We start from the raw sequence: 26,813 nt of genomic DNA, 5'->3' as shown, positions 1-26,813 counted from the left end.
TTCCGTCTATCTCACTATCACGAACTACCGACACGTTTATTCCGCCGGAAGGCGGCGGCTCCCCCGGCGAACGCCCCGCGGCACCGGGCGTGCGGCGGTTGTTACGATCAAGATGTGAGCCATGCCCGCGCGGAACGCGCCGCGCTCAGCGACCTCCTCGACCGGCTCGGCCCCGAGGCGCCGACGCTGTGCGCGGGCTGGGCGACCTTCGACCTCGCCGCCCACCTCGTCCTGCGCGAACGCCGGGTCGACGCCATGGGCGGCATCGCGGTCAAGGCTCTGGCCCCCTACACCGCCTCCGTCCAGGAGTCGCTGAAGGCCAAGCACGGCTACGCGGGGCTGGTCGAGCTGATCAGGCGGGGGCCGGGCGGCGTGTACGGCCTCGTCCCCGGCGCGGACGAGGCCGTCAACACGGTGGAGTTCTTTGTCCACCACGAGGACGTCCGCCGCGCCCAGCCCGGCTGGGAGCCCCGCGACCTGCCACCGGAGCAGCAGCGGACCCTGTGGCGCAGACTCGCCAAGACCGCCCGCCTGATGCTGCGCCGCGCGCCGGTCGGCGTCGTGCTGCACCGGCTCGGCGGCGGGGTCGCGCTGGGCGGCGACCGCGACGCCCCCCACGTGGAGGTGACCGGCCCGGCGGCCGAGCTGCTGATGTTCTGCGCGGGGCGCATGGACCACGCGAGGGTCGATCTCAGCGGCGAACCGGCCGACATCGCCCGGCTGCGCGGCGCGGACCTGGGCCTATGACGGCCGGGCGGGCGGGCGCGGGCATGTGACAAAGCCCTGACAGCGGCGTCACCGGCGAGTCAACGCCGACAAGCCCCGTCCGCGCGGGTTAGGGTTCGCAGCGACGGGGGCTTCGGGGAGCGGGTGGCGCCGGAGTGGCGGCCGACCGAAAGGTTATGATCGCCCAAGTTTCCGAGAGCAACTCGTCGAAACCGGGTATATAAGCCAGGGATTGGACTGCAGGAGGCCCCCCATGCAGGTCAAGAAGGTGCTCACGTACGTCGGTATCGCGTTCGTGGTCTTCTACTTGTTCAGCAGACCGTCGCAGGCGGCGGCTGCCGTCAACGGCGTTCTCGACGGCATCATGAACGGCGCGAACCAATTGGCCACTTTCTTCAGTCAGATCCTCACCTGACCGGCGCGTTCGCCGGCATCCGGGGAGGGCTCGGCAGGCCACTCCCCCGGTAGTGCTTTCCCCGCGAACGCCGACGTGTTACGCAGGCAGGATGACAGATCGCCAGCGCGTCACCGAGATCAAGCCACTGGACCCGGCGGCCCGGCGGGTCCTTGAGCGCTCCGAGATCGAGGGCATCGAGCTGATCCGCTTCCTGTACGCCGACCACGGCGGAGTCATCCGGGGAAAGGCGGCCTCGCGTTCGCGCCTGGCCCAGCGCCTCGGCACCGGCATCGGTCACACGGTGGCCATGATGGCGATGAACATGCTCGACCGGCTCCAGCCGGTGGCGGGCATGGGCCCGGTGGGCGAGATCCGGCTCGTCCCCGACCCCTCGACGTTCGTGCCGTTGCCGTACGCGCCCGGGTCGGCGTCCATGCTGTGCGACATGCGCCTGCCCGACGGCGGCCCGTGGGACGCCTGCCCGCGCGACTTCCTTCGGCAGGCGGCCGAGTCGCTGGCCGGGGCCGGGTACACCCTGATGGCCGCGTACGAGCCGGAGTTCACGCTCGGCCGGCGGCTGCCCGGCGAACCGCTGGACCGCCTGGCCCCCCTCGACGACAGCCTGTGCTACGCCACGACCGGGTTCAACGCCGCCCACGACTACACCTCCGCACTGGTCAAGGCGCTGGAGGCGCAGGGCCTGCGGGTGGAGCACTACCACCCGGAGCTGGGGCACGGCCAGCACGAGCTGTCCATCCGGCACGCGCCCGCCCTGCGCGCCGCCGACAACCAGGTGATCTACCGCGAGACCGTGCGCGGTACGGCGCTGCGGATGTCGATGTGGGCCTCCCTGGCCCCCAAGCCCATCGCCGACCAGGCGGGCAACGGAGCCCACCTGCACCTGTCGCTGTGGGACCGGGAGGGGCGCGACAACCTGTTCGCCGACGACGCGGACCCCAACGGGCTCTCCCAGCTCGGCTACCGCTTCATCGGCGGCCTGCTCGCCCACCTGCCCGCCCTGGTGGCGCTCACCAGCGGCACCGTCAACGGCTTCCGGCGGCTCGCGCCACGGATGTGGTCCAGCGCCTACACCTGCTACGGCCTGGACAACCGGGAGGCCGCGGTGCGGATCTGCTCCCCGCTCGCCCCCGGCTCGGTCAACCTGGAGCTGAAGCCGTCCGACTCCTCGGCCAACCCCTATCTGGCGCTCGGCGCGGTCATCCACGCCGGGCTGGACGGGCTGCGCCGCGGCCTGGACCCGGGCGAGGCGGTCAGCGTCGATCCGGACACGCTCAGCGCCGCCGAGCGGGCCCGCCTGGGCGTCCACCGCCTTCCGGCGACCCTGGAGGAGGCCCTGGCCGCGCTGGAGGCCGACGAACTGCTCATGGAGGCACTGGGGCCGCTGCGGCGCGAGGCGTACCTCGCGGTCAAGCGCTCGGAGGCCGCGGCGTTCGCCGCTGAGGACCAGGCGTTCGAGCTGTACCATCACTTCCGCGCCTTCTGAAAGGCCCGGCCCGGCTCACTCGGCGGCGTACGAGCGGTACTCCCCGACCTCGTCGGGCCGGATCAGGCCGTCCTGGATGGCGCGGGCCAGCAGGGCGGCCTTGGTCGGGGCGGGCCGCCCGATCTTGGCGTACTTCACCCGTGCCCGGTCGATGTACTGCCGCACGGTCGCCTCGCTGATGCCCATCCTGCGGGCCACCGACGCCTTGGACATCGACTGGAACCACAGCAGCAGCGCCCGGTGCTCGCGTTCGGAAAAGCGCGGGCGCTGCGGGCGGTCGTCGGCGATCAGCGCGTGGGCCATGCTCGGCGTCACGTACGGGCGGTCGCGCGCGACCGCCACGATGGTCTCCACGCAGTGGTCGGCGCTCTCGTGCTTGGCGATGAAGGCCGCCGCGCCCGCGTCCAGGACGGCCAGCACGGTCTCCGGCTCCCGATGGCCGGAGAAGACGATCACCCGCCGCCCGTCCGCGCACAGCCCGGCGACCCGATCGGTGATCATGACACCGTCGAGTTCGAGGTCCAGGAGCAGTACGTCGGCGCTCGCGCCCGGCCCGGTCAGCACCGACTCGACCGTCGCGCCCCCGGCGACCAGCTCCACGCGCCGGGCCGGGTCGCGGGCGAGCCACAGCCGGATCCCGTCGATGGTCACCGGGTGGTCCTCGACCACGGCCAAGGTCACCGGCCGGGCCAGCGGCTCTGAACCCACAGCGATCTTCCCTCCCTCTGCTGGGTGACCTCCACCTCGCCGCCGTCGCCGGGCACGGTGAGGTCGTCGCTGTCGGCGACCACGCTGACGATGACTTCGTGGGGGGTCGCGTAGATCGTTACACGCGCCTCGGCGCGGGCCCCGCGCAGCGCCCGCAGCGGGGCGTCGGCGAGGGCCCCGCGTACACCGGGGGGCAGTTCGGGGATCGTGCCGACCGGCGGCTCCAGGGCGACCACGACGTCGCGGCGCTCGGCGTCGAGCACGTGGTCGCGCAGCGTGCGCAGCAGCGGGTCGGGGACGTCCTCGGTCTCGGAGATCAACCGGCGCAGCCGGGCGCCGCCCGCGGCGCACTCGCGCCTGAGCCGCTCGTCGGCGGGGTCGGCGCCCCCGGCCAGCGCGGTCAGCAGATCGGCGGCGGCGTACCTGACCGCCTGGTAGCGGCGGAGCCGGTCGGCGTGCACCTGCCCGGCGATCTCTCTGGCCGTCTCGGCACGAGCCTGCTCGGCGGACCGCTCGGCGGCGAACGACGCCGCCGCCACCAGCCCGTGCCCGGCCACGCTCGCCCCGACCGCCAGGGTCACCCCGCCGAAGAACACCATCAGGAACAACGCCAGGGAGATCCGGTCCAGCCGGTCGTACACCGCCATCCCGGCCACCACGATCACCGCGTCGAGGGCCAGGAACAGAAGCAGTTCGCGCAGGTGGTGCCGCCGCCGCCAGAACAGGATGAGACCGAGCCAGGCGACCGAGACCCAGCCCCAGTCGGCGAGCTGCACCACCTCGGCGGGCGGACACGCCACCAGCACGGCCGCCGCCACCGCGAGCGCGGCGGCGGCATAGCCCCACACCCCGCGAATCGGCCGCTCAGACCGGTACAACGCGACCGACCCCGCGACCCCGATGCCCAGAAAGACCACCCACGCCCCGGCCACCAGCAACGGCGACCGATAGACATCCCGGCTGATCACCGTGGCGGCCAGATCGTAGCCCGCGTGCCAGCACGCGAAGATCACCACAATCGCCGCGGTCGCCCCGCGCCCATACCGCTGCGCGACCAGAATCGCCGGATCATCACTCAAGGCGACCACCACAACAGGACACGCGTACCGTGTGCGCCGGACTCCACACGGGCTCCGCCGCCGACCGACTCCATCCGGGCGGTGATCGAGCCGCGCAGGCCGTAGCGGTCGGTGGGGATGCTCGCCGGGTCGAAACCGTGGCCGGTGTCGGTGATCTCCACCAGGACGCGGCCGTCGCCGTCGGTGAGGCGTAGGTGAGCGGTGCCGGTTCCGGCGTGGCGGGCGACGTTGGTCAGGGCCTCGGCGCAGGCTCCGGCGAACGCCTCGGCGACGTGGCCGGGGACCGTGTGGGGGGTGAGGTCGGTGTGGACCTGTGGTGTGGCCTCGGTGGCGACGGCGGCCAGTCGTTCGTCCAGCCGGGCCGGGCCGCCGGAGGGGGCGGCGTCTCGTGCGATGCGCTCCAGTTCGCGCAGGTCGGCGGCGGCCTGGCCGCGAAGCGTCGGGGAGGTGCGTTCGACGCCGCCCGCGCCGACCGTGGTCAGCGTGTTGAGCACGGTGTCGTGGACCCGGCTGTACTGGCCGCGTTCGTCGGCGCGCCGCGCCCGCTGTACGGCGTCGGCCTTGGCGGCCTCCCTGGAACGCGTGAGCAGCGCGTCGGCCAGGTCGGCCGAACGGCGCAGCAGCGTCATCAGCGTGACCCCCGCGATGATCTGGACGCAGTGGATGCCCACCGTGACGACCCCACCACCGAACCCGGCGAGCTGCGCCCCGGTGAGATGGGCCAGCGCCACCGCCAGCCCGCCCGGTACCGCCGCGCTCGGCCGCCAGGCCATCGCGGCGATCAGGATGGACATCGTGGCCAGCACGGCGACCCAGCTCGCCCCGGCCATGGCCACCTCAGGGACCAGCAGCCGCCCCTGGGCCAGGCACAGGGCGCAGGCGACGGCGATCTCCCCGGCGACCAGCCAGGCCCGCAGGCCGTACCGCAGCGCGGCCCACACGAAGGCGGAGGTCCAGAGCAGATTGAGCAGCAGCGCCGACGACAGCCAGGCGAGCGAGACCGGCGGGAGCGCGCCGAGCAGACCCGCGGCGGCGGCCAGCAGGGCCTCGGCGCCGCGCATGACGGCGCCGCACACGGCGATGACGCGGTTCAACGCCGCGCGAGCAGGGGTGCGGCTCTCCGTGTCGTGGAACAGGAGACCGGCGGTCATGGGCAAACCGCGCGCACCTTCGGCGGGGGGGATGGGCGGAACTCAGTCTACGCCCATTGATCCCTGACCATCACGCCGAACGGGACAGGAAACGGATCCGCGCCCTGCCGTACAACGGCCCACTGGCCCGTTGATCCCTGATCAACGGGCCGGGTCGGGCAGGGGACGGAACCGCTGCGGCGGGCCTACGGCGCCCATCCGTGGCCCGCCCGCGGGTCCTGAATCGATACGCCGAACGGGACAGGAGACGGATCCGCCGTGGCGGGCGCGCAGTGCCCATCCGGTGCCCGCCTTGCCCTCCCGCGGATCCTCTCCTGCCCGTTCCGCTGCTTCAGGATGCACCCCAGGGCACCCCGGCCGCATGACGGCCGATCGGCTGTCAGCCGTTCGGGGGTCGGGCGGGGGTCAGCGGACGGGGTGGCCCGCCTGGCGCAGGGTGTCCTTGATGTCGCCGATCTTGAGCTGGCCGAAGTGCAGGACGCTGGCGGCGAGCACCGCGTCGGCTCCGGCCTCGACGGCCGGGGGGAAGTGGGCGAGGTCGCCCGCGCCGCCGCTGGCGATCACCGGGAGGGAGACGGCCGCGCGGACCGCGCGGAGCATCTCGATGTCGTAGCCGGACTTGGTGCCGTCGCCGTCCATCGAGTTGAGCAGGATCTCCCCCGCGCCCAGCTCCTCGCCGCGCCTGGCCCACTCCACGGCGTCGATGCCGGTGCCGCGCCGCCCGCCGTGCGTGGTGACCTCGAAGCCGCTCGGGGTCGGCGGGCCGTCCACGACCCGCCGGGCGTCGACCGACAGGACCACGCACTGCGCGCCGAACCGGCGGGACGCCTCGGTCAGCAGCTCGGGCCGGGCCACGGCCGCGGTGTTGAGGGCGACCTTGTCGGCGCCCTCCCGCAGCAGCCGGTCGACGTCGGCCACGGCGCGGACGCCGCCGCCCACGGTGAGCGGGATGAAGACCTGCTCCGCCGTCCGGCGGACCACGTCGAACATCGTCTCGCGCTCCCCCGACGAGGCCGTGATATCGAGGAACGTCAGCTCGTCGGCGCCTTCGGCGTCATAGCGCGCGGCCAGCTCGACCGGGTCTCCGGCGTCGCGCAGGCCGGTGAAGTTGACCCCCTTGACCACCCGTCCGGCATCGACGTCCAGGCAGGGGATCACGCGTACCGCGACGCTCACCCGGCCACTCCTTCCCGTTCGTCCGTCACCCAGCGTACCCGGCGCGCCACGTCAGGCGGCGACCGCGGCCAGGGCCTCGGGAAGGGTGAACGCCTGCGCGTACAGCGCCTTGCCGACGATCGCGCCCTCCACCCCTTCGGGGACCAGCGAGGACAGCACCCGCAGGTCGTCCAGCGAGGAGACGCCGCCGCTGGCGATCACCGGACGCTCGGTGCGCGCGCACACCTGGCGCAGCAGCTCGACGTTGGGGCCGCGCAGCGTGCCGTCCTTGGTGACGTCGGTGACCACGTACCGGGAGCAGCCCTCCGACTCCAGCCGGTCCAGCACCTCCCACAGGTCGCCGCCCTCGCGGGTCCAGCCGCGGGCGGCCAGGGTGGTGCCGCGGACGTCGAGGCCGACCGCGACCCGGTCGCCGTACTCGGCGATGATCTTGGCGCACCAGACCGGGTCCTCCAGGGCGGCGGTCCCGATGTTGACCCTGCGGCACCCGGTGGACAGGGCCGCGGTCAGGGACTCGTCGTCCCTGATCCCGCCGGACAGCTCGACCTGGACGTCGAGCGCGCCCACCACGGAGGCCAGCAGCTCGCGGTTGGTACCCCGGCCGAAGGCCGCGTCGAGGTCGACCAGGTGGACCCACTCCGCCCCGGCCTCCTGCCAGGCCAGCGCGGCGGCGAGCGGATCGCCGTAGGACGTCTCCGTCCCGGCCTCGCCCTGCACCAGGCGCACGGCCTGGCCGTCCGCTACGTCTACGGCGGGCAGCAGCACCAGCGACGACATTTGTTCACGACCTCCGGTCGAAGACGAGGGTGACGAGCACCGGGACGATCAGCAACGACAACACCAGGACGCCCAGCCGGGCCGCCCAGGTGGAGAACAGCAGCCAGGCGAGCACCTGGACGATCAGGAAGAGCACCAGGAACACCGCGTTCTGGGCGCGCTGGCGGCGGGCGAGCAGGCCGCCCTGCCTGGCCACCCGCACCCGGCGGGGCAGCACGGCCAGCAGCCTGCCGCGCCGCTCCCGGCGGCGGGCCGTCCTGGCCTCCTGCCGGGCGCGCAGCGCGGCCTGCCGTTCGCGTTCGGCCTCCCGCTCGGCCCGGCGGCGGGCCCGCTCCTTGCTCACGCTCGCCTCATCGCGCGCTCAGCCGAGCGAGCCGACCCAGTTGGCCAGGAGCGCCGCTCCGGCGTCTCCCGACTTCTCCGGGTGGAACTGGGTGGCCGACAGCGGGCCGTTCTCGGCCGCCGCCACGAACGGCTCGCCGTGCCGGGACCAGGTCACCAGCGGGTCGGCGAACCCCGGACCGGCGGCCAGCTCCCACTGCCGCACGCCGTAGGAGTGGACGAAGTAGAACCGGGTGCCGGCGGGCAGCCCGGCGAACAGCACCGAGCCCTCGGGCGCGGCCACGGTGTTCCAGCCCATGTGCGGCAGGATCGGCGCGGACAGGCGCTCAACGGTGCCGGGCCACTCGCCGCAGCCCTTGGTGTGCACGCCGTGCTCGACGCCCTCCTCGAACAGGATCTGCATGCCGACGCAGATGCCGAGCACCGGACGCCCGGCCGCCAGCCGCCGGGCCACCAGCCGGTCGCCCTGTACGCCGGTCAGGCCCGCCATGCACGCGGCGAACGCGCCGACGCCCGGCACCACCAGGCCGTCGGCGTTGAGCGCCGCGTCGTAGTCGGCCGTGACCGTCACCTGGGCGCCGGCGCGGGCCAGCGCCCGCTCGGCCGAGCGCAGGTTGCCCGAGCCGTAGTCGAGGATGACGACGTCCTTCACCACCACAGCACCCCCGCCGTGATCGCCAGGGCCGCGCCGACGCCGAGCACCACGGCGAACAGCTTCATGCCCTGCTTGAAGAAGGAGACGACGCCGCCGATCAGGAAGAGCCCGACGAACATCATGACCGCGGCGGTCCAGTTGTTCGTCACAGGACGCCCTTGGTACTGGGCACCCCGGTGACCCGGGGGTCGCGCTCGGACGCCTCGCGCAGCGCCCTGGCCAGCGCCTTGAACTGGGCCTCCACGATGTGGTGGGCGTTGCGACCATAGGGGACGTGGACGTGCAGGCAGATCGCCGCCTGGGCCACCAGGGACTCCAGGATGTGCCTGGTCATGGTGGTGTCGTAGTCGCGGCCGATGATCGGGGCCATGCCCTCCGGCTCGGTGTGGACCAGGTAGGGCCGCCCCGACAGGTCGACGGTGACCTGGGCCAGCGACTCGTCCAGCGGGCACGACGCGCTGCCGAACCGCCGGATGCCGGACTTGTCGCCCAGCGCCTCGCGGAACGCCGCCCCCAGCGCCAGCGCGGTGTCCTCCATCGTGTGGTGGGAGTCGATGTGCAGGTCGCCCTCGGTCTTGACGGTCAGGTCGAACAGCCCGTGCTTGCCGAGCTGCGCGAGCATGTGGTCGAAGAACCCCACTCCGGTCGCGACATCGACCTGCCCGGTGCCGTCCAGGCCGACCTCGACCAGCACCGAGGTCTCCTTGGTCGTACGCTCCACCCGGCCGAACCTCATGCAGCCCCCTCCATCACGGCGCCTTCCAGTGCGGCCCGGAAGGCCGCCATCTCCTCGCCCGTCCCGATCGAAACCCGCAGCCACTCCGCCGGGCCCAGCTCGCGGACCAGCACCCCGCGCGCCAGCAGCGCCTCCCAGACCGCGCGGCGGTCGGGAAAGCGCCCGAACAGCACGAAGTTGGCGTCGGAGTCGGCCGCGGACAGGCCCTTGCCGCGCAGCCAGGCCACCGTCGCGTCGCGCTCGGCGCGCAACCGATCGACCGTGCCCAGCAGCTCCGCGTGGTGGGCCAGCGCGACCAGCGCCGCCGCCTGCGTCAACGACGACAAATGGTACGGCAGGCGGACCAGCAGCAGCGCCTCGATCACCGCCGGGTGCGCGGCCAGGTAGCCCAGCCGGGTGCCCGCCATCGCGAACGCCTTGGACATCGTGCGGGTCACGATCAGCCGCGGGTGGCCGGGCAGCAGCGTCAGCGCCGACGGCGTGCCGGTGCGGGCGAACTCGAAGTAGGCCTCGTCGACGACCACCATGCCGGGCGCGGCGGCGACCACCCGCTCGATCACGTGCATCGGCAGCGCGGTGCCGGTCGGGTTGTTGGGCGAGGTGAGGAACACCACGTCGGGCCGGTGCTCCTCGATCGCGGCCACCGCCTTGCCGGGGTCGATGCCGAAGTCGTCCTCGCGGGCGGCGGCGATCCACTCGGTCGCGGTGCCCCTGGTCAGGATGGGGTGCATCGAGTAGGACGGCTCGAAGCCCAGCGCCGTGCGCCCCGGGCCGCCGAACGCCTGCAGGATCTGCTGGATCACCTCGTTGGACCCGTTGGCCGCCCACACCCGCTCGCCGGACAGGTCGTGCCCGAGATAGTCGGCGAGCCGGGCGCGCAGCTCGACCGCGTCGCGGTCGGGGTAGCGGTTGAGGCCGACGGCCTGCTCGCGCACCGCCCGGGCCAGGTCGTCGGCCAGCCCCGGCGACGGCGGGTAGGGGTTCTCGTTGGTGTTGAGCCGGACCGGCACGTCGATCTGCGGAGCGCCGTACGGCGAGCGTCCGCGCAGATCTTCGCGGATCGGCAGGTCGGAGAGCGAGGTCACGAGGGCAGCCCCCAGTCGAACCTGGCGCGGATCGCGGCGCCGTGGGCGGGCAGGTCTTCGGTGTCGGCCAGCGTGCACACATGGGCCGCCGCCCCGGCCAGCGCCGCGCGGTCGTACTCCACCACGTGGATGCCGCGCAGGAACGTCTGGACCGACAGGCCCGAGGAGTGGCAGGCGCACCCGCCGGTGGGCAGCACGTGGTTGGAGCCGGCCAGGTAGTCGCCCAGCGAGACCGGGGAGTAGGGGCCGATGAAGATCGCCCCGGCGTTGCGCACGCGGGCGGCGACCGCGGCGGCGTCGGCGGTCTGGATCTCCAGGTGCTCGGCGGCGTAAGCGTCGACCACCGCGAGGCCGTCGTCGATGCCCGAGACGAGCACGATGCCGGACTGCCTGCCGGAAAGGGCCTCGGTGACCCGCTCGCCGTGCCGCGTCGCGGCGACCTGCGCGGCCAGCTCCTTCTCCACCCGGGCGGCCAGGTCTGCGTCATCGGTGACCAGCACCGCGGCGGCGATCACGTCGTGCTCGGCCTGGCTGATCAGGTCGGCGGCGACGTGGACCGGGTCGGCGGTGCGGTCGGCGAGGACGGCGATCTCGGTGGGGCCGGCCTCCGAGTCGATGCCGATCCGGCCCTTGAGCAGCCGCTTGGCCGCCGCCACCCAGATGCTCCCCGGGCCGGTGACCATGGTCGCGGGCGGGCACTCCTGCGTGCCGTACGCGAACATGGCGACCGCCTGGGCGCCGCCCACGGCGTAGACCTCATCGACGCCGAGCAGCGCGCACGCGGCCAGGATCGACGGGTGCGGCAGACCGCCGAACGCGGCCTGCGCCGGGCTGGTGACCGCCAGGGAGCCGACCCCGGCCTCCTGGGCGGGCACGACGTTCATGACCACGCTGGACGGGTAGACCGCCCGGCCGCCCGGGACGTAGAGGCCGACCCGCTCGACCGGCACCCAGCGCTCGGTGACCGTGCCGCCGGGCACCACCTGGGTGGTGACGTCGGACCGCCGCTGGGCGCGGTGGACCAGCCGGGCGCGGCGGATGGACTCCTCAAGGGCCGCGCGGACCTTGGGGTCGAGCGCGGCCAGCGCGTCGGCCAGGGCCTGGACGGGGACGCGGGTGGAGGCCAGCTCCACACCCTCGAAGCGTGCGGTGAGCTCCCGGATCGCGGCCACGCCACGATGACGCACGTCATCGCAGATCGGCCGCACCTTGGCAAGGGCGGCCTCGACGTCGAGCTCGGCGCGGGGCAGCACGGCGCGGAGGTCTCTGGGGAGCCCTCCGCGCAGATCGATACGGGAAATCACCTCACCAGTTTACGGAGTGCGCAAGACGAAACTCGTTCTGTCCACCTTGTGGACACCCGTCCCTCGGCCTTTACAAAGTAGATCTTTGGTCTTCCCCTAGGCTCTCCCTGTGGGCAGGAGCAAGAGCAAGGGCGGGCAGGGCACCCCGGCCACCGTGGCGCTGACACAGGCCAGGGCCGGTTTCACCCTGCATCCGTACGAGCACGACCCGAGCGCTCAGGCGTACGGCGAGGAGGCCGCCGACGCGCTCGGCGTGCCGCACGAGCGGATCTTCAAGACACTGGTCGCCGAGGTCGAGGACGGCCTGGCGGTCGCCGTGGTGCCGGTGGCGGGCAAGCTCGACCTGAAGGCGTTCGCGGCGGCGCTCGGCGGCAAGCGCGCGGTCATGGCCGAGTCCGGCAAGGTCGAGCGGGTCACCGGATACGTGGTGGGCGGCATCAGCCCGCTCGGCCAGCGCCGGAGCCTGCCCACGGTGATCGACTCCTCGGCGCTCGCGTTCGAGACGATCTACTTCTCCGCGGGGCGCAGGGGCCTGCAGATCGAGACCGCCCCGTCCGTGCTCGTCGAGCTGACCAGGGGCGTCACCGCCGCCATCGCCAAGGCGGGCTGAGCCCGCCATGATCAGCGACACCGAGCCGTGCGACCTCACCGCCGTCGAGGCCGCCCGGCTCGTACGCGAACGCCACATCACCGCCGTCGAGCTGGTGGAGTCGTGCCTGCGCCGGATCGAGCGGGTCAACGGCACGGTCAACGCCATCGTCACGCTGGTGGCCGACCAGGCGCTGGCCGAGGCCGCCAAGGCCGACGCCGACCTCGCGGCCGGTCACCTGCGCGGCCCCCTGCACGGGCTGCCGGTCGCGCACAAGGACCTGGTGGACACCGCGGGCATCCGCACCACCTACGGCTCGCGGCTGTACGAGGAGCACGTGCCCGACCGCGACGCGGTGATCGTGCGGCGGATGCGCGCGGCAGGCGCGATCACCGTGGGCAAGACCAACACCCCCGAGTTCGGCACCGGCTCGCACACCGTCAACGCGGTGTTCGGCGCCACCCGCAACCCCTACGACACGGCCAGGAGCGCGGGCGGCAGCAGCGGGGGCGCGGCGGCGGCGCTGGCCACCGGCATGGTCCCGCTCGCCGACGGCTCCGACATGGGCGGCTCGCTGCGCAACCCGGCCTCGTTCTGCAACGTGACCGGCCTGCGGCCGACCCCCGGCCTGGTGCCCTCCCCCGCCACCGGCACCGCCGCCTGGTACACCCTGGGCGTCAGCGGCCCGATGGCACGGACGGTCGGCGACCTGGCGCTGCTGCTCGGCGTGATCGCCGGGTTCGATCACTCCTCGCCGCTGACCCTGCCCGGCGACGGGTCGGAGTTCACGGCCCTGTCCAACGCGCTGTCCAGTTCGCTGTCCCATGCGCTGTCCGCGCCGGACGGCCTGACCGGTCTGCGGGTGGCCTGGAGCCCCGATCTGGGCGGGCTCCCGGTGGACCCGGACACCGCGGCGATCACCGCGCGGGCGCCCGCGGTCTTCGAGCGGCTGGGCGCGCGGGTCGAGCGGGTGGACCTCGACCTGTCCGCCGCCGACGACGCCTTCCGGATCTACCGGGCATGGTACTACACGCTCGCCTACGGCGAGCTGCCGCAGTCCGAGCTGGCCGAGAACGTGCGCTGGAACGTCACGGCCGGGCGCGCGCTCACCGCGGCCGACCTGGCCAGGGCCGAACGCCTGCGCACCGGCCTGTTCCGCAGGATGAGCGCCTTCTGGGCGAACTACGACCTGCTGATCGCCCCGGTCAGCCAGGTGCCGCCGTTCCCCGTCGAGGAGCCGCACGTGGCGGTGGTGGCGGGGGTGCCGATGCCGGACTACCTGGCGTGGATGCGGTCGGCGTACTGGATCAGCGTGCTGCACGCGCCGGCGGCGTCGGTGCCGTGCGGGTTCACGCCGGACGGGCTGCCGGTGGGGGTGCAGCTCGTGGGCCGGCCGTACGGCGACGCGGGCGTGCTGCGGGCGGCGGCGGCGTTCGAGGCCGCCACCGGCCACGCGGCCCGCCGCCCGCCACTGCTCGGCTGACCTGCTCTACCGACCTGCTCTACTGGCCTGCTCTACTCACTGGGCCGCCACGCCCGGGCTACAGGGGCGGTGGCGACGGGACGGGGTCGTCGTCGCGGTAGAGGCCGAGGCCGAGCAGCAGGCCGTACAGGCCGACGGCCAGCAGCGGGCAGGTCACCAGCACCCCGGACGCGGTCAGCTCCAGCGCCCCCGGCACGGCGGGCCCGCCCGCGACCGGCGCCGCGACGTGCGCGGTGCCGAGGTTGACCACGCCGCCGATCCAGCGGGCCAGGAACGCGGCCACCAGCCCGCCGCCAGCGAGCCCCGCCAGCACGGCGGGCGAACGCCCCCGCGACAGCACGAACCCCACCAGCCCCACCGCGAGCCCCACCGCGCCGGTGATCACCGCGAACCATCCGTCGGCGGCGACGAGGGCCTGGGTGGACGGATCGGCGAGGGCCGGTCCGCCGTCCAGCGCGACGTACGGCGCGCGCGGCGCGACCAGCGACCAGACCACCCCCGCCGCGACACCCAGCACGGCCAGCACGAGCACGGTTACGGCGAAGTCCCGCGACTCCCGCAAGGAGGGCCCCCTTTTTGGTTGGATTCCTCCGATGCTACAGAAGGAGGCCGACGGTCACGGGGCCCACGAGAGCCGCTTCGCTAGGCTTTGGCGCGTGAACGAAGAAGAGGTCTGGCTGATCGAGCCCTCCGGACCGCTGCGCGGCGACGTCGAGGTCCGGGGGTCCAAGAACGCCGTGTCCAAGCACATGGTCGCGGCGATGCTCGGCACGGGGGAGAGCACGATCCAGAACGCGCCCGAGGTCGGCGAGGTGGAGATCACCGCGGCGATGCTCCGGGCGCTCGGGATGAACGTGGAGATCACCCAGCGGGAGATCGCCATCTCGCAGGGCCCCGTCATCCAGCCGCAGGTCCCGGCGGCGTTCACCGGCCTGAACCGGATCCCGATCCTGATGCTGGGGCCGTTGCTGCACCTGGCGGGCGAGGCGTACGTGCCGTTGGTCGGCGGCGACCCGATCGGCCGCAGGCCGGTCAACTTCCACGTCGAGGCGCTGCGCGCGATGGGCGCGGAGATCGAGGTCGGCGACAGCGGCATCACCGCCAAGGCCAAGGCGCTGCACGGCACCCGGATCGAGCTGCCGTACCCGAGCGTCGGCGCCACCGAGACGATCTTGATGTCCGCGGTGCGCGCCGAGGGCAAGACGGTGCTCAAGGGCGCGGCGATGGAGCCGGAGGTCGTGGAGCTGGCGCTGTTCCTGCAGCGGATGGGGGCGCGCATCGAGCTGAGTCCCGACCGCAGGATCGTGATCGAGGGCGTGCCGACCCTGCGCGGCGCCTCCACCTGGCTGGCGGGCGACCGCATCGAGGCGTTCTCCTACCTGGTGGCCGGGCTGATCACCGGCGGTCAGGTGCGGGTCCACGGGTGCCCCCAGGACCGCCTGGTCACCGCGATCACCACGCTCGCCCGGATGGGCGCGCAGGTGGACATCACCGATGACTGGCTGTCGGCGTCGGCCCCCGACGGGCTGCGCCAGGCGGCCGTGCAGACCGACACCCATCCGGGGTTCATGACCGACTGGCAGACCCCGCTGATGGTGCTGTTCACCCAGAGCCACGGCATGTCCGTGCTGCACGAGACGGTCTTCGAGAACCGCCTGGTCTATGTGCCCGCGCTGCAGAAGATGGGCTGTGAGATCGAGGTGTTCGACGTGTGCCTGGGCGGGCCCGCCTGCCGCTACCACGACACCAACGCCAAGCACTCCGCCGTGGTGCGCGGGGTGTCCAAGCTGCGCGGAGCGGACGTACGCCTGCCCGACATCCGCGCCGGGTTCTCCGCGGTGCTGGCCGCCGCCGCGGCGGAGGGCACCTCCACGCTGCGCGGGGTCCACCACATCGAGCGGGGCTACCACCGGCCGTTCGAGCAGTTCGCCTCGCTCGGGCTGAAGATCAGCAGGGAAATGGCCCCGGTGAAGTGAAGCGCGGAGTAAAGATTCCGGCGGGCGGCGTTTGACACTGATCGGCTGGTTGCACCTACCCAGACGTGAGGTCGGGTAGGGCCGCGCGTAAGCGGCGTGACGGGGCGCCGGCCGCCGGGCAGGGGGCGCTCGCCAAGCTGGCCATGGCGGGCGCGCTCGGCGGGCTGCTCGCCGCCGCGCTCGCGCTGCCCGCGGTGGGCGGGGCGGGGCTGGCGGCCAAGCAGGTCTCGGCCACCTTCACCGACCTGCCGGCCGCGCCGCGCGAGGTGCCGCTGGCCCAGCACACGCGCCTGCTGGACACCCGGGGCCGGCAGTTCGCCCAGTTCTACTTCCAAAACCGCACCACCGTGCCGCTGTCGCGGGTGGCCCCGGTGATGCGGCAGGCCCTGGTGGCCATCGAGGACGCCAGGTTCTACGAGCACGGCGGGCTCGACGTCCGGGGCACGCTGCGGGCGCTGATCACCAACACCCAGGCGGGCGGCATCCGGCAGGGCGGCTCCTCCCTCACCCAGCAGCTCGTGAAGAACATCCTGGTGGAGGCCGCGGAGTCGGAGCAGGAGCGGCAGCGCGCGCGGGCGCCGAGCCTGCGCAGGAAGATCAGCGAGCTGCGGTACGCGCTGGCGCTGGAGAAGAAGTACACCAAGGACGAGATCCTGGAGCGCTACCTCAACATCACCTACTTCGGGGCGGGCGCGTTCGGGGTGGAGGCGGCGGCCCGGCGGTTCTTCTCCACCACGGCCGACCGGCTCACGCTGGGGCAGGCGGCGACGCTGGCGGGAGCGGTGCGCCGGCCGTACGAGACGGACCCGGCCCTCGGGCCGAGCCGCAGGCAGCGCCTGCGCGAACGCCGTGACCTGGTGCTGGACCGGATGGCCGGTCTCGGCATGATCACCGCGGCGCGGGCCGCGGAGGCGCGGCGGGAAGGGCTCGGCATCAGGCTGCGCCCCGAGCCGGGCGGCTGCTCGGAGAGCTCTTCGCCCTATTTCTGCCTGTACGTGCAGAAGGAGCTGCTGGCCAACCCCGCGTTCGGGCACACCAGGGCCGAACGCCAGCGCCGCCTGATGCACGGCGGGATCGTGCTGCGCACCACCCTGGACCCGCGCATCCAGCGCGCCGCCGAGAAGGCGGTCTCGGCGCAGGTGGACCCCGCCGACGCCCAGGTCGCGGCCGAGGCGATGATCGAGCCGGGCACCGGCATGATCCGCGCGCTGGCGGCCAGCAAGCGCTACGGCCGCAATCCGCGCAACAGCAAGCACGGCGACCACACCACCTACAACCTGCCCGCCGACATCGCGCACGGCGGCGGGCAGGGGCTCCAGGCGGGCTCGACGTTCAAGGTGTTCACGCTGGCCACGGCGCTGGCCGAGGGCTGGCGGTTCGACGAGGGCTTCAACACGCCCGGGTCGTTCGTCGCCGGGTACGGGTACCGCGACTGCCACGGCAACCCGGTCAACGACCCCGGCACCGTGATCCACAACGCCAGCGGCGAGGGCGAGGGCGGCCCGCACAGCATCTCCACCGGCACCTGGAAGTCGGTGAACATCTTCTACATGATGCTGGAGCAGAAGGTCGGGCTGTGCGACGTGGTGCGGACGGCCCGCAGGTTCGGCGTCAAGCGCGCGGACGGGACACCGCTGCGCGAGGTGCCGACGTTCACCCTCGGCGTCAACGAGGTCGATCCGGTGACGGTCGCCGCGGCCTTCGCCGCCTTCGGCGCCAGGGGCAGGTACTGCCGGCCGATGGTGATCGCCGAGATCGCCGAGCCGGGCGGGCGGGCCACCCGCGTGCCCCCGGACTGCTCCCAGGCCATCGAGCCCGACGTCGCCGACGCGGTCTCCCACGTGCTGCGCGGCGTCTTCGACAAGGGCACCATGCGCGGCCAGGACATCGGCCGCGACGCGGCGGGCAAGACCGGCACCAACAACGGCTACACCTCGGCGTGGTTCGCCGGGTACACCCCGGACCTGGCCGCGGCGGTCAGCGTGGGCGACATCCGGGGCTCCTACCGCTACCCGCTGCGCGGCGTGACCATCGGCGGCACCCACTACGGCAGCGTGCAGGGGGCGTCGCTGCCGGGGCCCATCTGGGTGGACTCCATGTCCCGCGCGCTGCGCGACACCGCGCCCACACCGTTCCGCAGGCCGGACATGTCGCGCTTCGGCGGCGGGCACACCCCCGGCCTCGAACAGGCGGAGGCCGAACGCGGCGAGGGGCGGCACCACCGCGGCGAGGGCCGCCGGTGGCGGCGCCACGGCCGCGACGGCCACCACCGGGCCCGCGGCGGCCACCGGAACCACCGCCAGCACCGGCACCACCGCCACACCCGGGTGATCGACCGCTGGCTGAACCTGCCCTGGGGCCGCTGACCCCGCCTTGGCCCGGGGTCAGGCCCCGAGGCAGGCGGGGCCGAGAAGCTGCTTGAGGTCGCCCATCAGCGCCGGGGAGGGGGACACCCGCAGGCGGTCGTCCAGGCGCAGCACCGTCGTCCTGGCCCCGTTGTGGACCTGCAGGTGGATCTCGGTGGTGCCCGGATGGGTGGTCAGCACCTCCTTCAGCCGGCCCACCAGCGGTGGTGTGCAGCGGCTGAGGGCCAGGCTGACCAGCAGCGGGCCGCCGGCCTCCTGGGTCAGGTCGGGGGCGGTGACCTCCATCGCGATGATCTTGGCGACGTCCTCCCGCTTGTCCAGGCGGCCCTTGACGAAGACGATGGCGTCCTCGGCCAGGATCGTGGCGCAGAGCTGGTAGGCGGATGGGAAGATCATCACCTCGATGGAGCCCTCAAGGTCCTCCAGTTGGGTGAGCACCCATGTGTCGCCCTTCTTGGTGACCTTGCGCTGCAACCCCGACAGGATGCCGCCGACCGTGATCACCTGGCCGTCCGGCCGTTCGTCGGCCTGCAGCGCGGCGATCGAGCAGTCGGCCCCCTGGGACAGGATGTGCTCCACGCCCAGCAGCGGGTGGTCGGAGACGTACAGGCCGAGCATCTCCCGCTCGAAGGCCAGCACCGTGCTCTTGTCCCACTCCCCCTCCGGGATCTGCACGTCGAAGGTCTGGTCCTCCACGCCCTCGACCGCGCCGAACAGGGAGTCCTGGCCGATCGCCTCGTTCTTCTTGATGTCGATGATCGCGTCCACGGACTGCTCGTGGACCATGACCAGGCCCTTGCGGACATGCCCGAAGGAGTCGAAGGCGCCCGCCTTGATCAGCGACTCGATCACGCGCTTGTTGCAGACGAGCGCGGGGACCTTGCGCAGGAAGTCCTTGAAGTCGGTGAACCGGCTCTTCTCCCGGCGGGCCGCGATGATGCCGTCCACCACGTTGCCGCCGACGTTGCGGATCGCCGACAGGCCGAACCGGACGTCCGCGCCGCGCGGGGTGAAGTCGAAGTCGGAGTCGTTGACGTCGGGCGGCAGCACCTTGATGCCCATCCGGCGGCACTCGTTGAGGTAGAGGGCGGACTTGTCCTTGTCGTCCTTGACGGACGTCAGCAGCGCCGCCATGTACTCGGCCGGGTAGTTGGCCTTGAGGTAGGCGGTCCAGTAGGAGACCAGGCCGTACGCGGCGCTGTGCGCCTTGTTGAACGCGTAGTCGGAGAAGGGCAGCAGGATGTCCCACAGCGTCTTGATCGCCGCGGCGGAGTATCCGTTGTCCTTCATGCCCTGCTCGAAGGAGGCGAACTGCTTGTCCAGCTCGGCCTTCTTCTTCTTGCCCATCGCGCGGCGGAGGAGGTCCGCTTTGCCGAGCGAGAACCCGGCGACCTTCTGCGCGATGGCCATGACCTGCTCCTGGTAGACGATCAGGCCGTAGGTCGTGCCGAGGATCTCGGCCAGGGACTCCTCGAACTCGGGGTGGATCGGCTCGATCTTCTGCTGGCCGTTCTTGCGCAGCGCGTAGTTGGTGTGGGAGTTGGCGCCCATCGGGCCGGGCCGGTAGAGGGCGCCGACCGCGGAGATGTCCTCGAAGTTGTCGGGCTTCATCAGCCGCAGCAGCGAGCGCATGCCGCCGCCGTCCAGCTGGAACACTCCCAGGGTGTCGCCCCGGCCGAGGAGCTCGTAGGTCTTGGGGTCGTCGAGCGGCAGCTTCAGCAGGTCGATCCGCTCGCCGGTGTTGCCCTCGACCATCTTCAGGCAGTCGTCGATGATCGTCAGGTTGCGCAGGCCCAGGAAGTCCATCTTCAGCAGGCCGAGCGTCTCGCAGGTCGGGTAGTCGAACTGCGTGATGATCGCGCCGTCGGAGTCGCGGCGCATGATCGGGATGTGGTCGGTGATCACCTCGGCGGACATGATCACGCCGGCGGCGTGCACGCCGGTCTGGCGGATCAGGCCCTCAAGGCCCCTGCCCAGGTCGACCGCGGCCTTGACATCGACGTCCTCCTCGTACAGCTTGCGCAGCTCGCCCGCCTCGTTGTAGCGCGGGTGGTCGGCGTCGAAGATGCCCGAGAGCGGGATGTCCTTGCCCATCACCGACGGCGGGAACGCCTTGGACACCTTGTCGCCGAGCGCGTACGGGTAGCCCAGGACGCGTGCGGCGTCCTTGATGGCGGCCTTCGCCTTGATGGTGCCGAACGTGGCGATCATGGCGACCTTGTCGGCGCCCCACTTGTCGGTGACGTACCGGATCACGTCACCGCGCCTGCGCTCGTCGAAGTCGATGTCGACGTCGGGCATGGAGACGCGGTCGGGGTTGAGGAACCGCTCGAAGATCAGCCCGTGCGGGAGCGGGTCGAGGTCGGTGATGCCGAGCGCGTAGGCCACCAGCGAACCGGCCGCCGAACCACGCCCCGGGCCCACCCGGATGCCGTTGGCCTTGGCCCACATGATGAAGTCGGCGACCACGAGGAAGTAGGACGGGAAGCCCATCTGCTCGATGATCCCGATCTCGTACTCCGCCTGCTTGCGGTGCTCCTCGTCGAAGCCCTCCGGCCAGCGGCGGCCCATCCCCTCCCAGACCTGGGACCGGAAGAACTCGGCCTCGGACATGCCCTCCGGGATCGGGTAGGTGGGCATGAGGTTCTTGAACTCGAAGAACCCCGCCGGGTCCACCCGCTCGGCGACCAGCAGCGTGTTGCGGCAGCCCTCCTGCCACAGCTCCTCGTTGGGGTGGATCGCCCGCATCTCGTCGGCGGTCTTGACGTAGTAGCCGGTGCCGTCGAACCTGAACCGGTCGGGGTCGGACAGCTGCTTGCCGGTCTGGATGCACAGCAGGGCGTCGTGGCCGGTGGCGTCGGACTCGTAGGTGTAGTGCGAGTCGTTGGTGACCAGCGGCGGGATGTCCAGCTCCCGGCTGATCCGGGTGAGGCCGTCGCGGACCCGGCGCTCGATGTCCAGGCCGTGGTCCATGACCTCCAGGAAGTAGTTCTCCTTGCCGAAGATCTCCTGGAACTTCGCGGCGGCCTTGACGGCCTCGTCGTACTGGCCGAGCCGCAGCCGCGTCTGGACCTCGCCGGACGGGCAGCCGGTGGTGGCCATGAGCCCCGCCGAGTGCTCGGCGAGCAGCTCGGCGTCCATCCGGGCCCACTTGCGGACGAACCCCTCGGTGTAGGCCCGCGAGCTGAGCTTCATCAGGTTGTGCAGGCCCGTCTTGTCACGAGCCCAGATGGTCATGTGGGTGTAGTAGCCGCCCGCCGAGACGTCGTCCCGCTTCTGGTGCGGCTCGCCCCACAGGACCGGCTTCTTGTTGTGCCGCAGCTCCGGCGCGACGTACGCCTCGATCCCGATGATCGGCTTGATGTCGGCGGCCATGGCCTGCCTGTAGAAGTCGTAGGCGCCGTGCATGTTGCCGTGGTCGGTGATCGCGATGGCCGGCATGCCCAGATCGCCCACCTGCTTGAACATCTGCTTCAACCGGGCGGCACCGTCGAGCATGGAGTACTCGGTGTGCACGTGCAGATGGACGAACGACTCGCTCATGCGGCTCCCTCGATCACCACTCGCGAAAGGCGGCGGACAAGAGCCTACGCGTGTTCGGCGGGCGTTGCGGCCACCCGGCGCCCGTCATCCGGACACCTGCCGGGCGCCGCCCCGTCACCAGCGGGAAAGGGTCCGCGCCGCGGCGACACGCCTGCCGGGGCGCGGGAGGATCACCCGCCGTCCGGCCCGGCGCGGCGCTCCTCGGCCAGGTGCAGGCCCGCCTCGATCACGGCGTTCATCACCGGGGCCAGGCGGTCCGCGCCCAGGACGGGGGCGCGGCGGGCCATGGCGGCCACCAGGCTGCGCTCGCGTTCCATGTCGCGCCCGGCGAACCCGCCCACCGGCTTCAGCCGCTGCACGACGCCGGCCAGCTCGGCCCGGCGTTCCAGGAGCGTGGCCAGCGCGGCGTCCACCCGGTCGATGACCTGACGGGCCTCGGCCACCGTGGCGGGGTCCTCGCGGCGCACCATCGCGCCCACCACGACCGCCGCCTCCCTGGCCGCCGCCACGACCTCGCGTTCGGCGTCGGGGGCGAGCATCAGCCCGTCGGCCCCGGCCGCGACCGCCGCCCCGGCCAGCTCGGCGTCCCGGCCGAGCGCGACCAGTACCGGCCTGCCGGTGCGGTCCCGCGCCTCGCGCGCCATGGCCAGGTCGAGCGTGATCCCGCCGCCCGGCATGGGCGTACGGCTGCCGCACTCGCACAGCGCCACCTGGTCGTTGCCCTCGGCCACGCAGTAGTCGGCGATGGCCAGCCACTCCTCCAGCGTCGCGGCCGGGCCACGCTGCACGATCACCGGGAGCCCGAGTTTGGCCGCGGCGCGCACCAGCCGGAAGTCCTGCATCCAGGCCGCGCCGACGACCACGCCGTCGGCCTGCTCCGCGATGTCCGGCAGATCGGCGGCCGAGAACGGCTCCACCAGGATCGGGCCCGCCCATCCGGCGCGGGCCTCGGCGACCATCTCGCCCGCCGGGCGGCGTCCGTGATGACCACGCAGCGTGATCCATCGGATGTCCTGTGCCGCGCCGGGCGCGCCGCCCGGCCCGGCCGCCGCGGCGGTTCCGCCTATCACCACCGGCAGGACGTCCTGACCCAGTGGTACCTGTCCGATCCGTACGACCCGCGTCGTGCGCAGGTCCGGAATTTCTACGCTCACGAATCGGACCTTTCCCACTGACCATGCAGGGAAATCGACGACATCTCGGCTCCTGTGCATTGGGCCGGCCGTGCGTTCCCCACGAGCCGGCGGGTGAGGTGAAGAGGTAAAACAAAAGGCAGAGACGTGTCGTCCCTGCCTTGAGCCGGCTCCGGTCGATCGCTACTTCACGCTGGTGCGACCGGCCCTCCCGGAGCCGGCTCGATAAACGCGAAATGGTGATCCATGCCCATGACCTTAGGCCATCACCACCCGTCGCGCCACTTGACGGAAGATCCTGGTCACTGTGCGGACTCTGGATCGCCCGCCGTGCAACGGCTTGCGGTCGCTCCAGATCCACCTCTATGGGAGGATTTTTAGCTTCAGGGAGGGGGTCAAAGTCGGTGATGTCGGAGGGGCAGCGCAGCGAACGTGTGGTAGCAAAGCGTTACCATCTGCTCGAACCCATCGGGCGCGGCGGCATGGGCGTGGTGTGGGCCGCTCACGACGATCTGCTGGACCGGCGGGTCGCCGTCAAGGAGGTGCGCTACGCGGTCGCGCTCGGTGACGAGGTGCAGCAGCTCAACCGCCGTACCTTGCGGGAGGCCCGGGCCGCGGCGCGGCTGAGCCATCCCAACGTGGTGGTCGTCCATGACGTGATCGAGGAGGACGGCCGGCCCTGGATCGTCATGCAACTGGTCCCCTCGCGGTCGCTCGGGCAGGTGATCAAGCAGGAGGGGCCGCTGCTCGCGCAGCGGGCCGCCAAGATCGGCCTGGAGGTGGTCAGCGCGCTGCGCAGCGCGCACAAGGCCGGCGTGCTGCACCGGGACGTCAAGCCGGAGAACGTGCTGCTGGCCGATGACGGCCGGGTGGTGCTCACCGACTTCGGCATCGCCACGCTGGAGGCGGAGACCCAGCTCACCATGACCGGGCTGGCGGGCACTCCGGCGTTCATCGCGCCGGAGCGGCTGCGCGGGCGTCCGGCGCGCCGTGAGTCGGACCTGTGGTCCTTGGGCGCGACCCTGTACGCGGCGGTGGAGGGCCGCCCGCCGCATGATCGCGGCACGCCGCTGGCGACCATGCACTCGGTACTGACCGACGCGCCCGACCCCGCGCCGCACGCGGGGCCGCTGCTGCCGGTGATCGAGGGGCTGCTGCTGAAGGAGCCCGTGCAGCGGCTCTCCCATGACGAGGCCACGCGGATGCTGCGCCAGGTACTGGACGGCGGCAACCCGACCCGCATCATGCCCGCGATCCGCCCGGTCCAGCGGCGGCCGGGCCCGGGGCCCGCTCAGGGGCCCGGGCGTACGCCGGTTCCGCCGCCACCGAACCGCGCGGGAGGCCCGCAGCGCCCGGCCGCCCCTTACGGTCCTCCGGCGGATGCGGGACGCCAGGGCGCTCCCCACCGCCCCGCCCCGGACCCGAGGCGCCCCGGGAACCCCTACGGCCCGGCGGCCGACGCCGCCCGCCAGCAGCCCCCTTACGGCCCCGCCCAGGACCCGGCCCCTCGCCCGGCCGCCCAGCCCCGCCCGGCGCCCGCGCCGGCACGGCCCACCCCCGCTTCCCCGCCCAGCGCCCCTGCCGGCGGCCCGCCACCATCGGCCCCGCCCGCGAGCGGTATCCCGTCCGGCGGGCCCGCGGCCACGCCGCCACCCGCCGCACGCGGCAGCGCATCGCCATCGGCCGCACCCGCGAGCAAGTCTCCCGCCGGCGGCCCCAAGAGCACACCGCCGCCCGCCGGATCGGAAAGCGGAAAACCCTCCAGCGGCCCCACGGGCGCGCCGCCACCCGCCGTACCCGGCGGCGGGTCGGCATTAGGCGGGCCGCCGTCCACCGGGCGGCCCGCGCCGGAGCAGAGGGCCTCGGCCCCCGTACCACCGAAGGCCGCCGAGGCGGAAGAGGACGCGGCCCAAGGCGAGTCCCCTGAGGTGGAGGCGTCCTCCGAGCCGGAGACGAAGCTGGCCGTGCCGCCGGTGTCCACCTCCGGTACCGAACCGGGCACTTCGGGGCTGGGCGCGTTCGAGAAGGCCGCCTCCCAGGCCACTCCTGGGCGGGGCGCGTTCGCCTCCACCTCTCCCCCGGATGCCCCCGGTCGCGGCGCGTTCGGGCAGGGCGCGCCTCCCAAGGGGTACGGGAAGGGCGCGTTCGCGTCGCCTGCCGACGAAGAGGCGGCGGGCGGGCAGGATGACGCGGCGACGCGCCGCCGTCCTCCCTACGCGCGTACGGCGACGCCGAAGCCCGCCACCGATCAGGCCGCCACCACCAAGGTCACGCTCTCCGAGAAGTCCGGTGAACCGGCGGACGCGAAAAGCCCGACGGCCCCGGAGAGCGGGAAGCCGTCCGCGTCCGCCAGTACCGCCAAGGGCAAGCCCGCCGGTACGGCGAAGGCCCCGGAGAGCGGCACCGGTTCCAAGGCCGGAAAACAGGGGGCCACCGCCAAGGGCAAGGCGGCCTCCGGCGCCGGTGCCAAGACCGCCGCCCCGGCCGAATCGGGCAAGGACCCCGGGCCGGACACCTCCGACGCCGGTACCGCGGCGGCCGAAGCCTCCGCCGTGTCCGACGCCGCGACGGACGACACCTCACCGGACATCGCCCCGATCGATGCCGAGGCCGATGACACCGCCCTCGCCCCTTCGATCAAGGAAGAGTCCGGCGGCTCCGCGGCCGCTTCGGCTCCCGGCGAGCCCGCGGACGGTGAAGCCCCGCCATCGACGCCGAAGGCGGCCGAGCCGTCCCGCTCCACCGCCGAACAGGGCGGAACAGGCGCGGAGACCGCGAAGCCCAAGGCGGCAGGCCCATCCGGCTCGGCCACCGGCAACGAAGAGAACCATTCCGGCGCCACACCCGGAAAGCCCGCCAAGGCCACCCCGAAGGCCGCGACCGCAGGGCCGGCCACCCGCGCCACCGACGACGACAAAAAGGACAAGCCCAGCGCGGCATCCGGAAAATCCGCCAAACCCACCGCGGCCGCCGGCAAGGAAACCGCCTCCCCGGCGCCCAAGGCGGCAGGACCGTCCAGCGACAAAACACCCGGCAAATCCGCCAAGCCCTCCAAAGCCGTAAAGAACGTCGCCAAGGACGGGCAGACCGCGCGACTGGACCCGGTCCCCGAAAAGCGGCCGTCCCCGAAGAAACCGCCTGCCATCGGCATCGATGAGGAACTGGCGGGCTGGTTCAGGAAGGACCCGCCGCGTCAGGAGCCGCCCGCCGCGCGGACCGCGGTCGAGTTCCCGCCGACCGGCCCCCGGCCGTCGTTCGGGCCTGCGGACTTCCCGCCCGCCCCGCCGCCCGGAGATCGTCCCGGCCTGCTCCCCGGCGGTCAGTTCAAGCGCGCCATCCCGTTCGTCGTGCTGGCCGTCGTGCTCGTGGGGCTGATCGCATGGTGGCTGGGGATGCGCAGCGCCTCCGACGGCGGTACCGGCACCGCCGAGATCACCAGCAGCCCCTCCTCCGACGCCAGTGGCGGCAAGGACGACGACAAGAAAAAGAAAGAAGGGGAGAAGAGCAAGAGCGAACAGGGCGGACGGCAATCCGTCTCGCCGCCGCAATCCGCCCCGGAGAAGTCCGCCGAGCCCCCGAAATCGGATGACAAGTCCGACAAGGAGGAAGACGAAGACCCGAAACCCGATACCAAGGCCCCCGAAGGATGGTGGACCTACAAGAACGAGCGCGGTTTCTCCATCGCCCTGCCGAAAGGCTGGTCGGCCTATCAGGAGAAGGGGCGTTCGGTGTGGTTCCACGGGCCGGGGACGGCGAAGGGCAGTTACCTGCTGATCGAGGAGGCGGCGGACGCCGGGTCCGACCCGTACAAGGACTGGGTGGTGCAGGAGAAGAGCGCGCGGAAGTCCTTCAGGGGCTACAAGATCGTGAAGATCGAGAAGGTGGACTACATGAAGGCCGCGGCCGACTGGGAGTTCACCTGGCAGCTGAAGTCGGACCGGGCGCGTGTCCGCAACCGGGGCTTCGTCACCGACGGCGGCAAGGGTTACGCGCTCTACTGGCACACCAAGGCCGATAGCTGGAAAAAGGACCTGTCCTTCTTCGACACCTTCGCGAGGACCTTCCAGCCCGCCAAGTGAGGTA

At 72.5% G+C, this 26,813-nt stretch carries 22 protein-coding genes; 8 read left to right on the top strand and 14 right to left on the bottom strand.

Annotated elements, in window-relative coordinates; translation table 11 throughout:
• The first annotated feature begins 114 nt into the window (after positions 1 to 114).
• The 3 genes from DP939_RS11325 (at position 115) to DP939_RS11320 (ending at position 2,627) form a co-directional block, all read left to right on the top strand.
• Positions 115 to 747 (top strand): TIGR03085 family metal-binding protein, encoded by a 633-nt coding sequence (locus DP939_RS11325; RefSeq protein ID WP_113980566.1) that lies wholly within the window; start codon positions 115 to 117, stop codon positions 745 to 747.
• A 232-nt stretch (positions 748 to 979) separates the two neighbouring features.
• Positions 980 to 1,141 carry a hypothetical protein gene (locus tag DP939_RS46920; protein ID WP_199565086.1) on the top strand — a complete coding sequence of 54 codons (162 nt, stop codon included), beginning with the start codon at positions 980 to 982 and terminating at the stop codon, positions 1,139 to 1,141.
• Positions 1,142 to 1,232: 91 nt separating this feature from the next.
• The gene (locus tag DP939_RS11320) at positions 1,233 to 2,627 is read left to right on the top strand and encodes a glutamine synthetase family protein (protein ID WP_113980565.1); all 1,395 of its coding nucleotides are present in this window, start codon (positions 1,233 to 1,235) and stop codon (positions 2,625 to 2,627) included.
• 15 nt (positions 2,628 to 2,642) lie between these two features.
• Here DP939_RS11320 and DP939_RS11315 read toward each other — a convergent pair whose 3' ends face one another.
• The 11 genes from DP939_RS11315 to hisD all read right to left on the bottom strand — a co-directional run bounded on the left by DP939_RS11315 (position 2,643) and on the right by hisD (position 11,640).
• Positions 2,643 to 3,335, bottom strand: a complete 693-nt coding sequence (locus tag DP939_RS11315; RefSeq protein WP_225878166.1) for a response regulator — start codon at positions 3,333 to 3,335, stop codon at positions 2,643 to 2,645.
• A complete protein-coding gene (locus DP939_RS11310) occupies positions 3,305 to 4,414 on the bottom strand; it encodes a hypothetical protein (RefSeq protein WP_147267953.1) in 1,110 nt (369 codons plus the stop codon). Before DP939_RS11310 ends, DP939_RS11315 begins: the two co-directional genes overlap by 31 nt.
• Positions 4,411 to 5,565: a sensor histidine kinase gene (locus tag DP939_RS11305; RefSeq protein ID WP_113980563.1), complete on the bottom strand. Its 1,155-nt coding sequence runs from the start codon at positions 5,563 to 5,565 to the stop codon at positions 4,411 to 4,413. The genes DP939_RS11310 and DP939_RS11305 overlap by 4 nt, the downstream gene beginning before the upstream one ends.
• 405 nt (positions 5,566 to 5,970) lie before the next feature.
• A complete protein-coding gene (hisF, locus tag DP939_RS11300) occupies positions 5,971 to 6,741 on the bottom strand; it encodes an imidazole glycerol phosphate synthase subunit HisF (protein WP_113980562.1) in 771 nt (256 codons plus the stop codon).
• Positions 6,742 to 6,792: 51 nt separating this feature from the next.
• On the bottom strand, positions 6,793 to 7,518 hold the full coding sequence (priA, locus tag DP939_RS11295; protein ID WP_113980561.1) for a bifunctional 1-(5-phosphoribosyl)-5-((5-phosphoribosylamino)methylideneamino)imidazole-4-carboxamide isomerase/phosphoribosylanthranilate isomerase PriA: 726 nt from the start codon (positions 7,516 to 7,518) through the stop codon (positions 6,793 to 6,795).
• A gap of 4 nt (positions 7,519 to 7,522) precedes the next feature.
• Entirely contained in the window at positions 7,523 to 7,861 is a 339-nt protein-coding gene (locus DP939_RS11290) for a hypothetical protein (protein WP_113980560.1), read from the bottom strand.
• A gap of 18 nt (positions 7,862 to 7,879) precedes the next feature.
• Positions 7,880 to 8,515: an imidazole glycerol phosphate synthase subunit HisH gene (gene hisH, locus DP939_RS11285; RefSeq protein WP_113980744.1), complete on the bottom strand. Its 636-nt coding sequence runs from the start codon at positions 8,513 to 8,515 to the stop codon at positions 7,880 to 7,882.
• Complete coding sequence (locus DP939_RS46120) at positions 8,509 to 8,664, bottom strand: hypothetical protein (protein ID WP_158578539.1); 156 nt, start codon at positions 8,662 to 8,664, stop codon at positions 8,509 to 8,511. Before DP939_RS46120 ends, hisH begins: the two co-directional genes overlap by 7 nt.
• Complete coding sequence (hisB, locus tag DP939_RS11280; protein WP_113980559.1) at positions 8,661 to 9,251, bottom strand: imidazoleglycerol-phosphate dehydratase HisB; 591 nt, start codon at positions 9,249 to 9,251, stop codon at positions 8,661 to 8,663. Before hisB ends, DP939_RS46120 begins: the two co-directional genes overlap by 4 nt.
• On the bottom strand, positions 9,248 to 10,336 hold the full coding sequence (locus DP939_RS11275; protein ID WP_199565085.1) for a histidinol-phosphate transaminase: 1,089 nt from the start codon (positions 10,334 to 10,336) through the stop codon (positions 9,248 to 9,250). The genes hisB and DP939_RS11275 overlap by 4 nt, the downstream gene beginning before the upstream one ends.
• Complete coding sequence (hisD, locus tag DP939_RS11270; RefSeq protein ID WP_113980558.1) at positions 10,333 to 11,640, bottom strand: histidinol dehydrogenase; 1,308 nt, start codon at positions 11,638 to 11,640, stop codon at positions 10,333 to 10,335. The genes DP939_RS11275 and hisD overlap by 4 nt, the downstream gene beginning before the upstream one ends.
• A 109-nt stretch (positions 11,641 to 11,749) precedes the next feature.
• On the opposite strand from hisD, the gene ybaK reads away from it, so the two are divergent.
• Together ybaK and DP939_RS11260 are read left to right on the top strand one after the other, a co-directional pair.
• Entirely contained in the window at positions 11,750 to 12,250 is a 501-nt protein-coding gene (gene ybaK, locus DP939_RS11265; RefSeq protein WP_113980557.1) for a Cys-tRNA(Pro) deacylase, read from the top strand.
• Between the two features lie 7 nt (positions 12,251 to 12,257).
• Complete coding sequence (locus DP939_RS11260) at positions 12,258 to 13,712, top strand: amidase (RefSeq protein ID WP_113980556.1); 1,455 nt, start codon at positions 12,258 to 12,260, stop codon at positions 13,710 to 13,712.
• A 58-nt stretch (positions 13,713 to 13,770) separates the two neighbouring features.
• On the opposite strand, the gene DP939_RS11255 is transcribed toward DP939_RS11260, so the two are convergent.
• Entirely contained in the window at positions 13,771 to 14,274 is a 504-nt protein-coding gene (locus DP939_RS11255; RefSeq protein ID WP_113980555.1) for a hypothetical protein, read from the bottom strand.
• Positions 14,275 to 14,368: 94 nt separating this feature from the next.
• Here DP939_RS11255 and murA point away from each other — a divergent pair, with 94 nt between their 5' ends.
• Positions 14,369 to 15,688 (top strand): UDP-N-acetylglucosamine 1-carboxyvinyltransferase, encoded by a 1,320-nt coding sequence (gene murA, locus DP939_RS11250; RefSeq protein ID WP_113980554.1) that lies wholly within the window; start codon positions 14,369 to 14,371, stop codon positions 15,686 to 15,688.
• Positions 15,689 to 15,753: 65 nt separating this feature from the next.
• Entirely contained in the window at positions 15,754 to 18,054 is a 2,301-nt protein-coding gene (locus DP939_RS11245) for a transglycosylase domain-containing protein (RefSeq protein ID WP_263972308.1), read from the top strand.
• An 18-nt stretch (positions 18,055 to 18,072) separates the two neighbouring features.
• Here the strand turns inward: DP939_RS11245 and dnaE are convergent, their stop codons facing one another.
• Positions 18,073 to 21,597: a DNA polymerase III subunit alpha gene (dnaE, locus tag DP939_RS11240; RefSeq protein WP_113980553.1), complete on the bottom strand. Its 3,525-nt coding sequence runs from the start codon at positions 21,595 to 21,597 to the stop codon at positions 18,073 to 18,075.
• Positions 21,598 to 21,767: 170 nt separating this feature from the next.
• Complete coding sequence (locus DP939_RS49095; protein ID WP_318656277.1) at positions 21,768 to 22,751, bottom strand: chorismate mutase; 984 nt, start codon at positions 22,749 to 22,751, stop codon at positions 21,768 to 21,770.
• A gap of 386 nt (positions 22,752 to 23,137) precedes the next feature.
• Between DP939_RS49095 and DP939_RS11230 the strand changes: the two genes are divergently transcribed.
• Positions 23,138 to 26,809 carry a serine/threonine-protein kinase gene (locus DP939_RS11230; RefSeq protein ID WP_158578538.1) on the top strand — a complete coding sequence of 1,224 codons (3,672 nt, stop codon included), beginning with the start codon at positions 23,138 to 23,140 and terminating at the stop codon, positions 26,807 to 26,809.
• Positions 26,810 to 26,813: the final 4 nt, after the last annotated feature.

The sequence above is a fragment of the Spongiactinospora rosea genome, from assembly GCF_003315795.1.
GTDB lineage: Bacteria > Actinomycetota > Actinomycetes > Streptosporangiales > Streptosporangiaceae > Spongiactinospora > Spongiactinospora rosea.
This window is presented reverse-complemented; position numbering and strand designations above follow the sequence as displayed.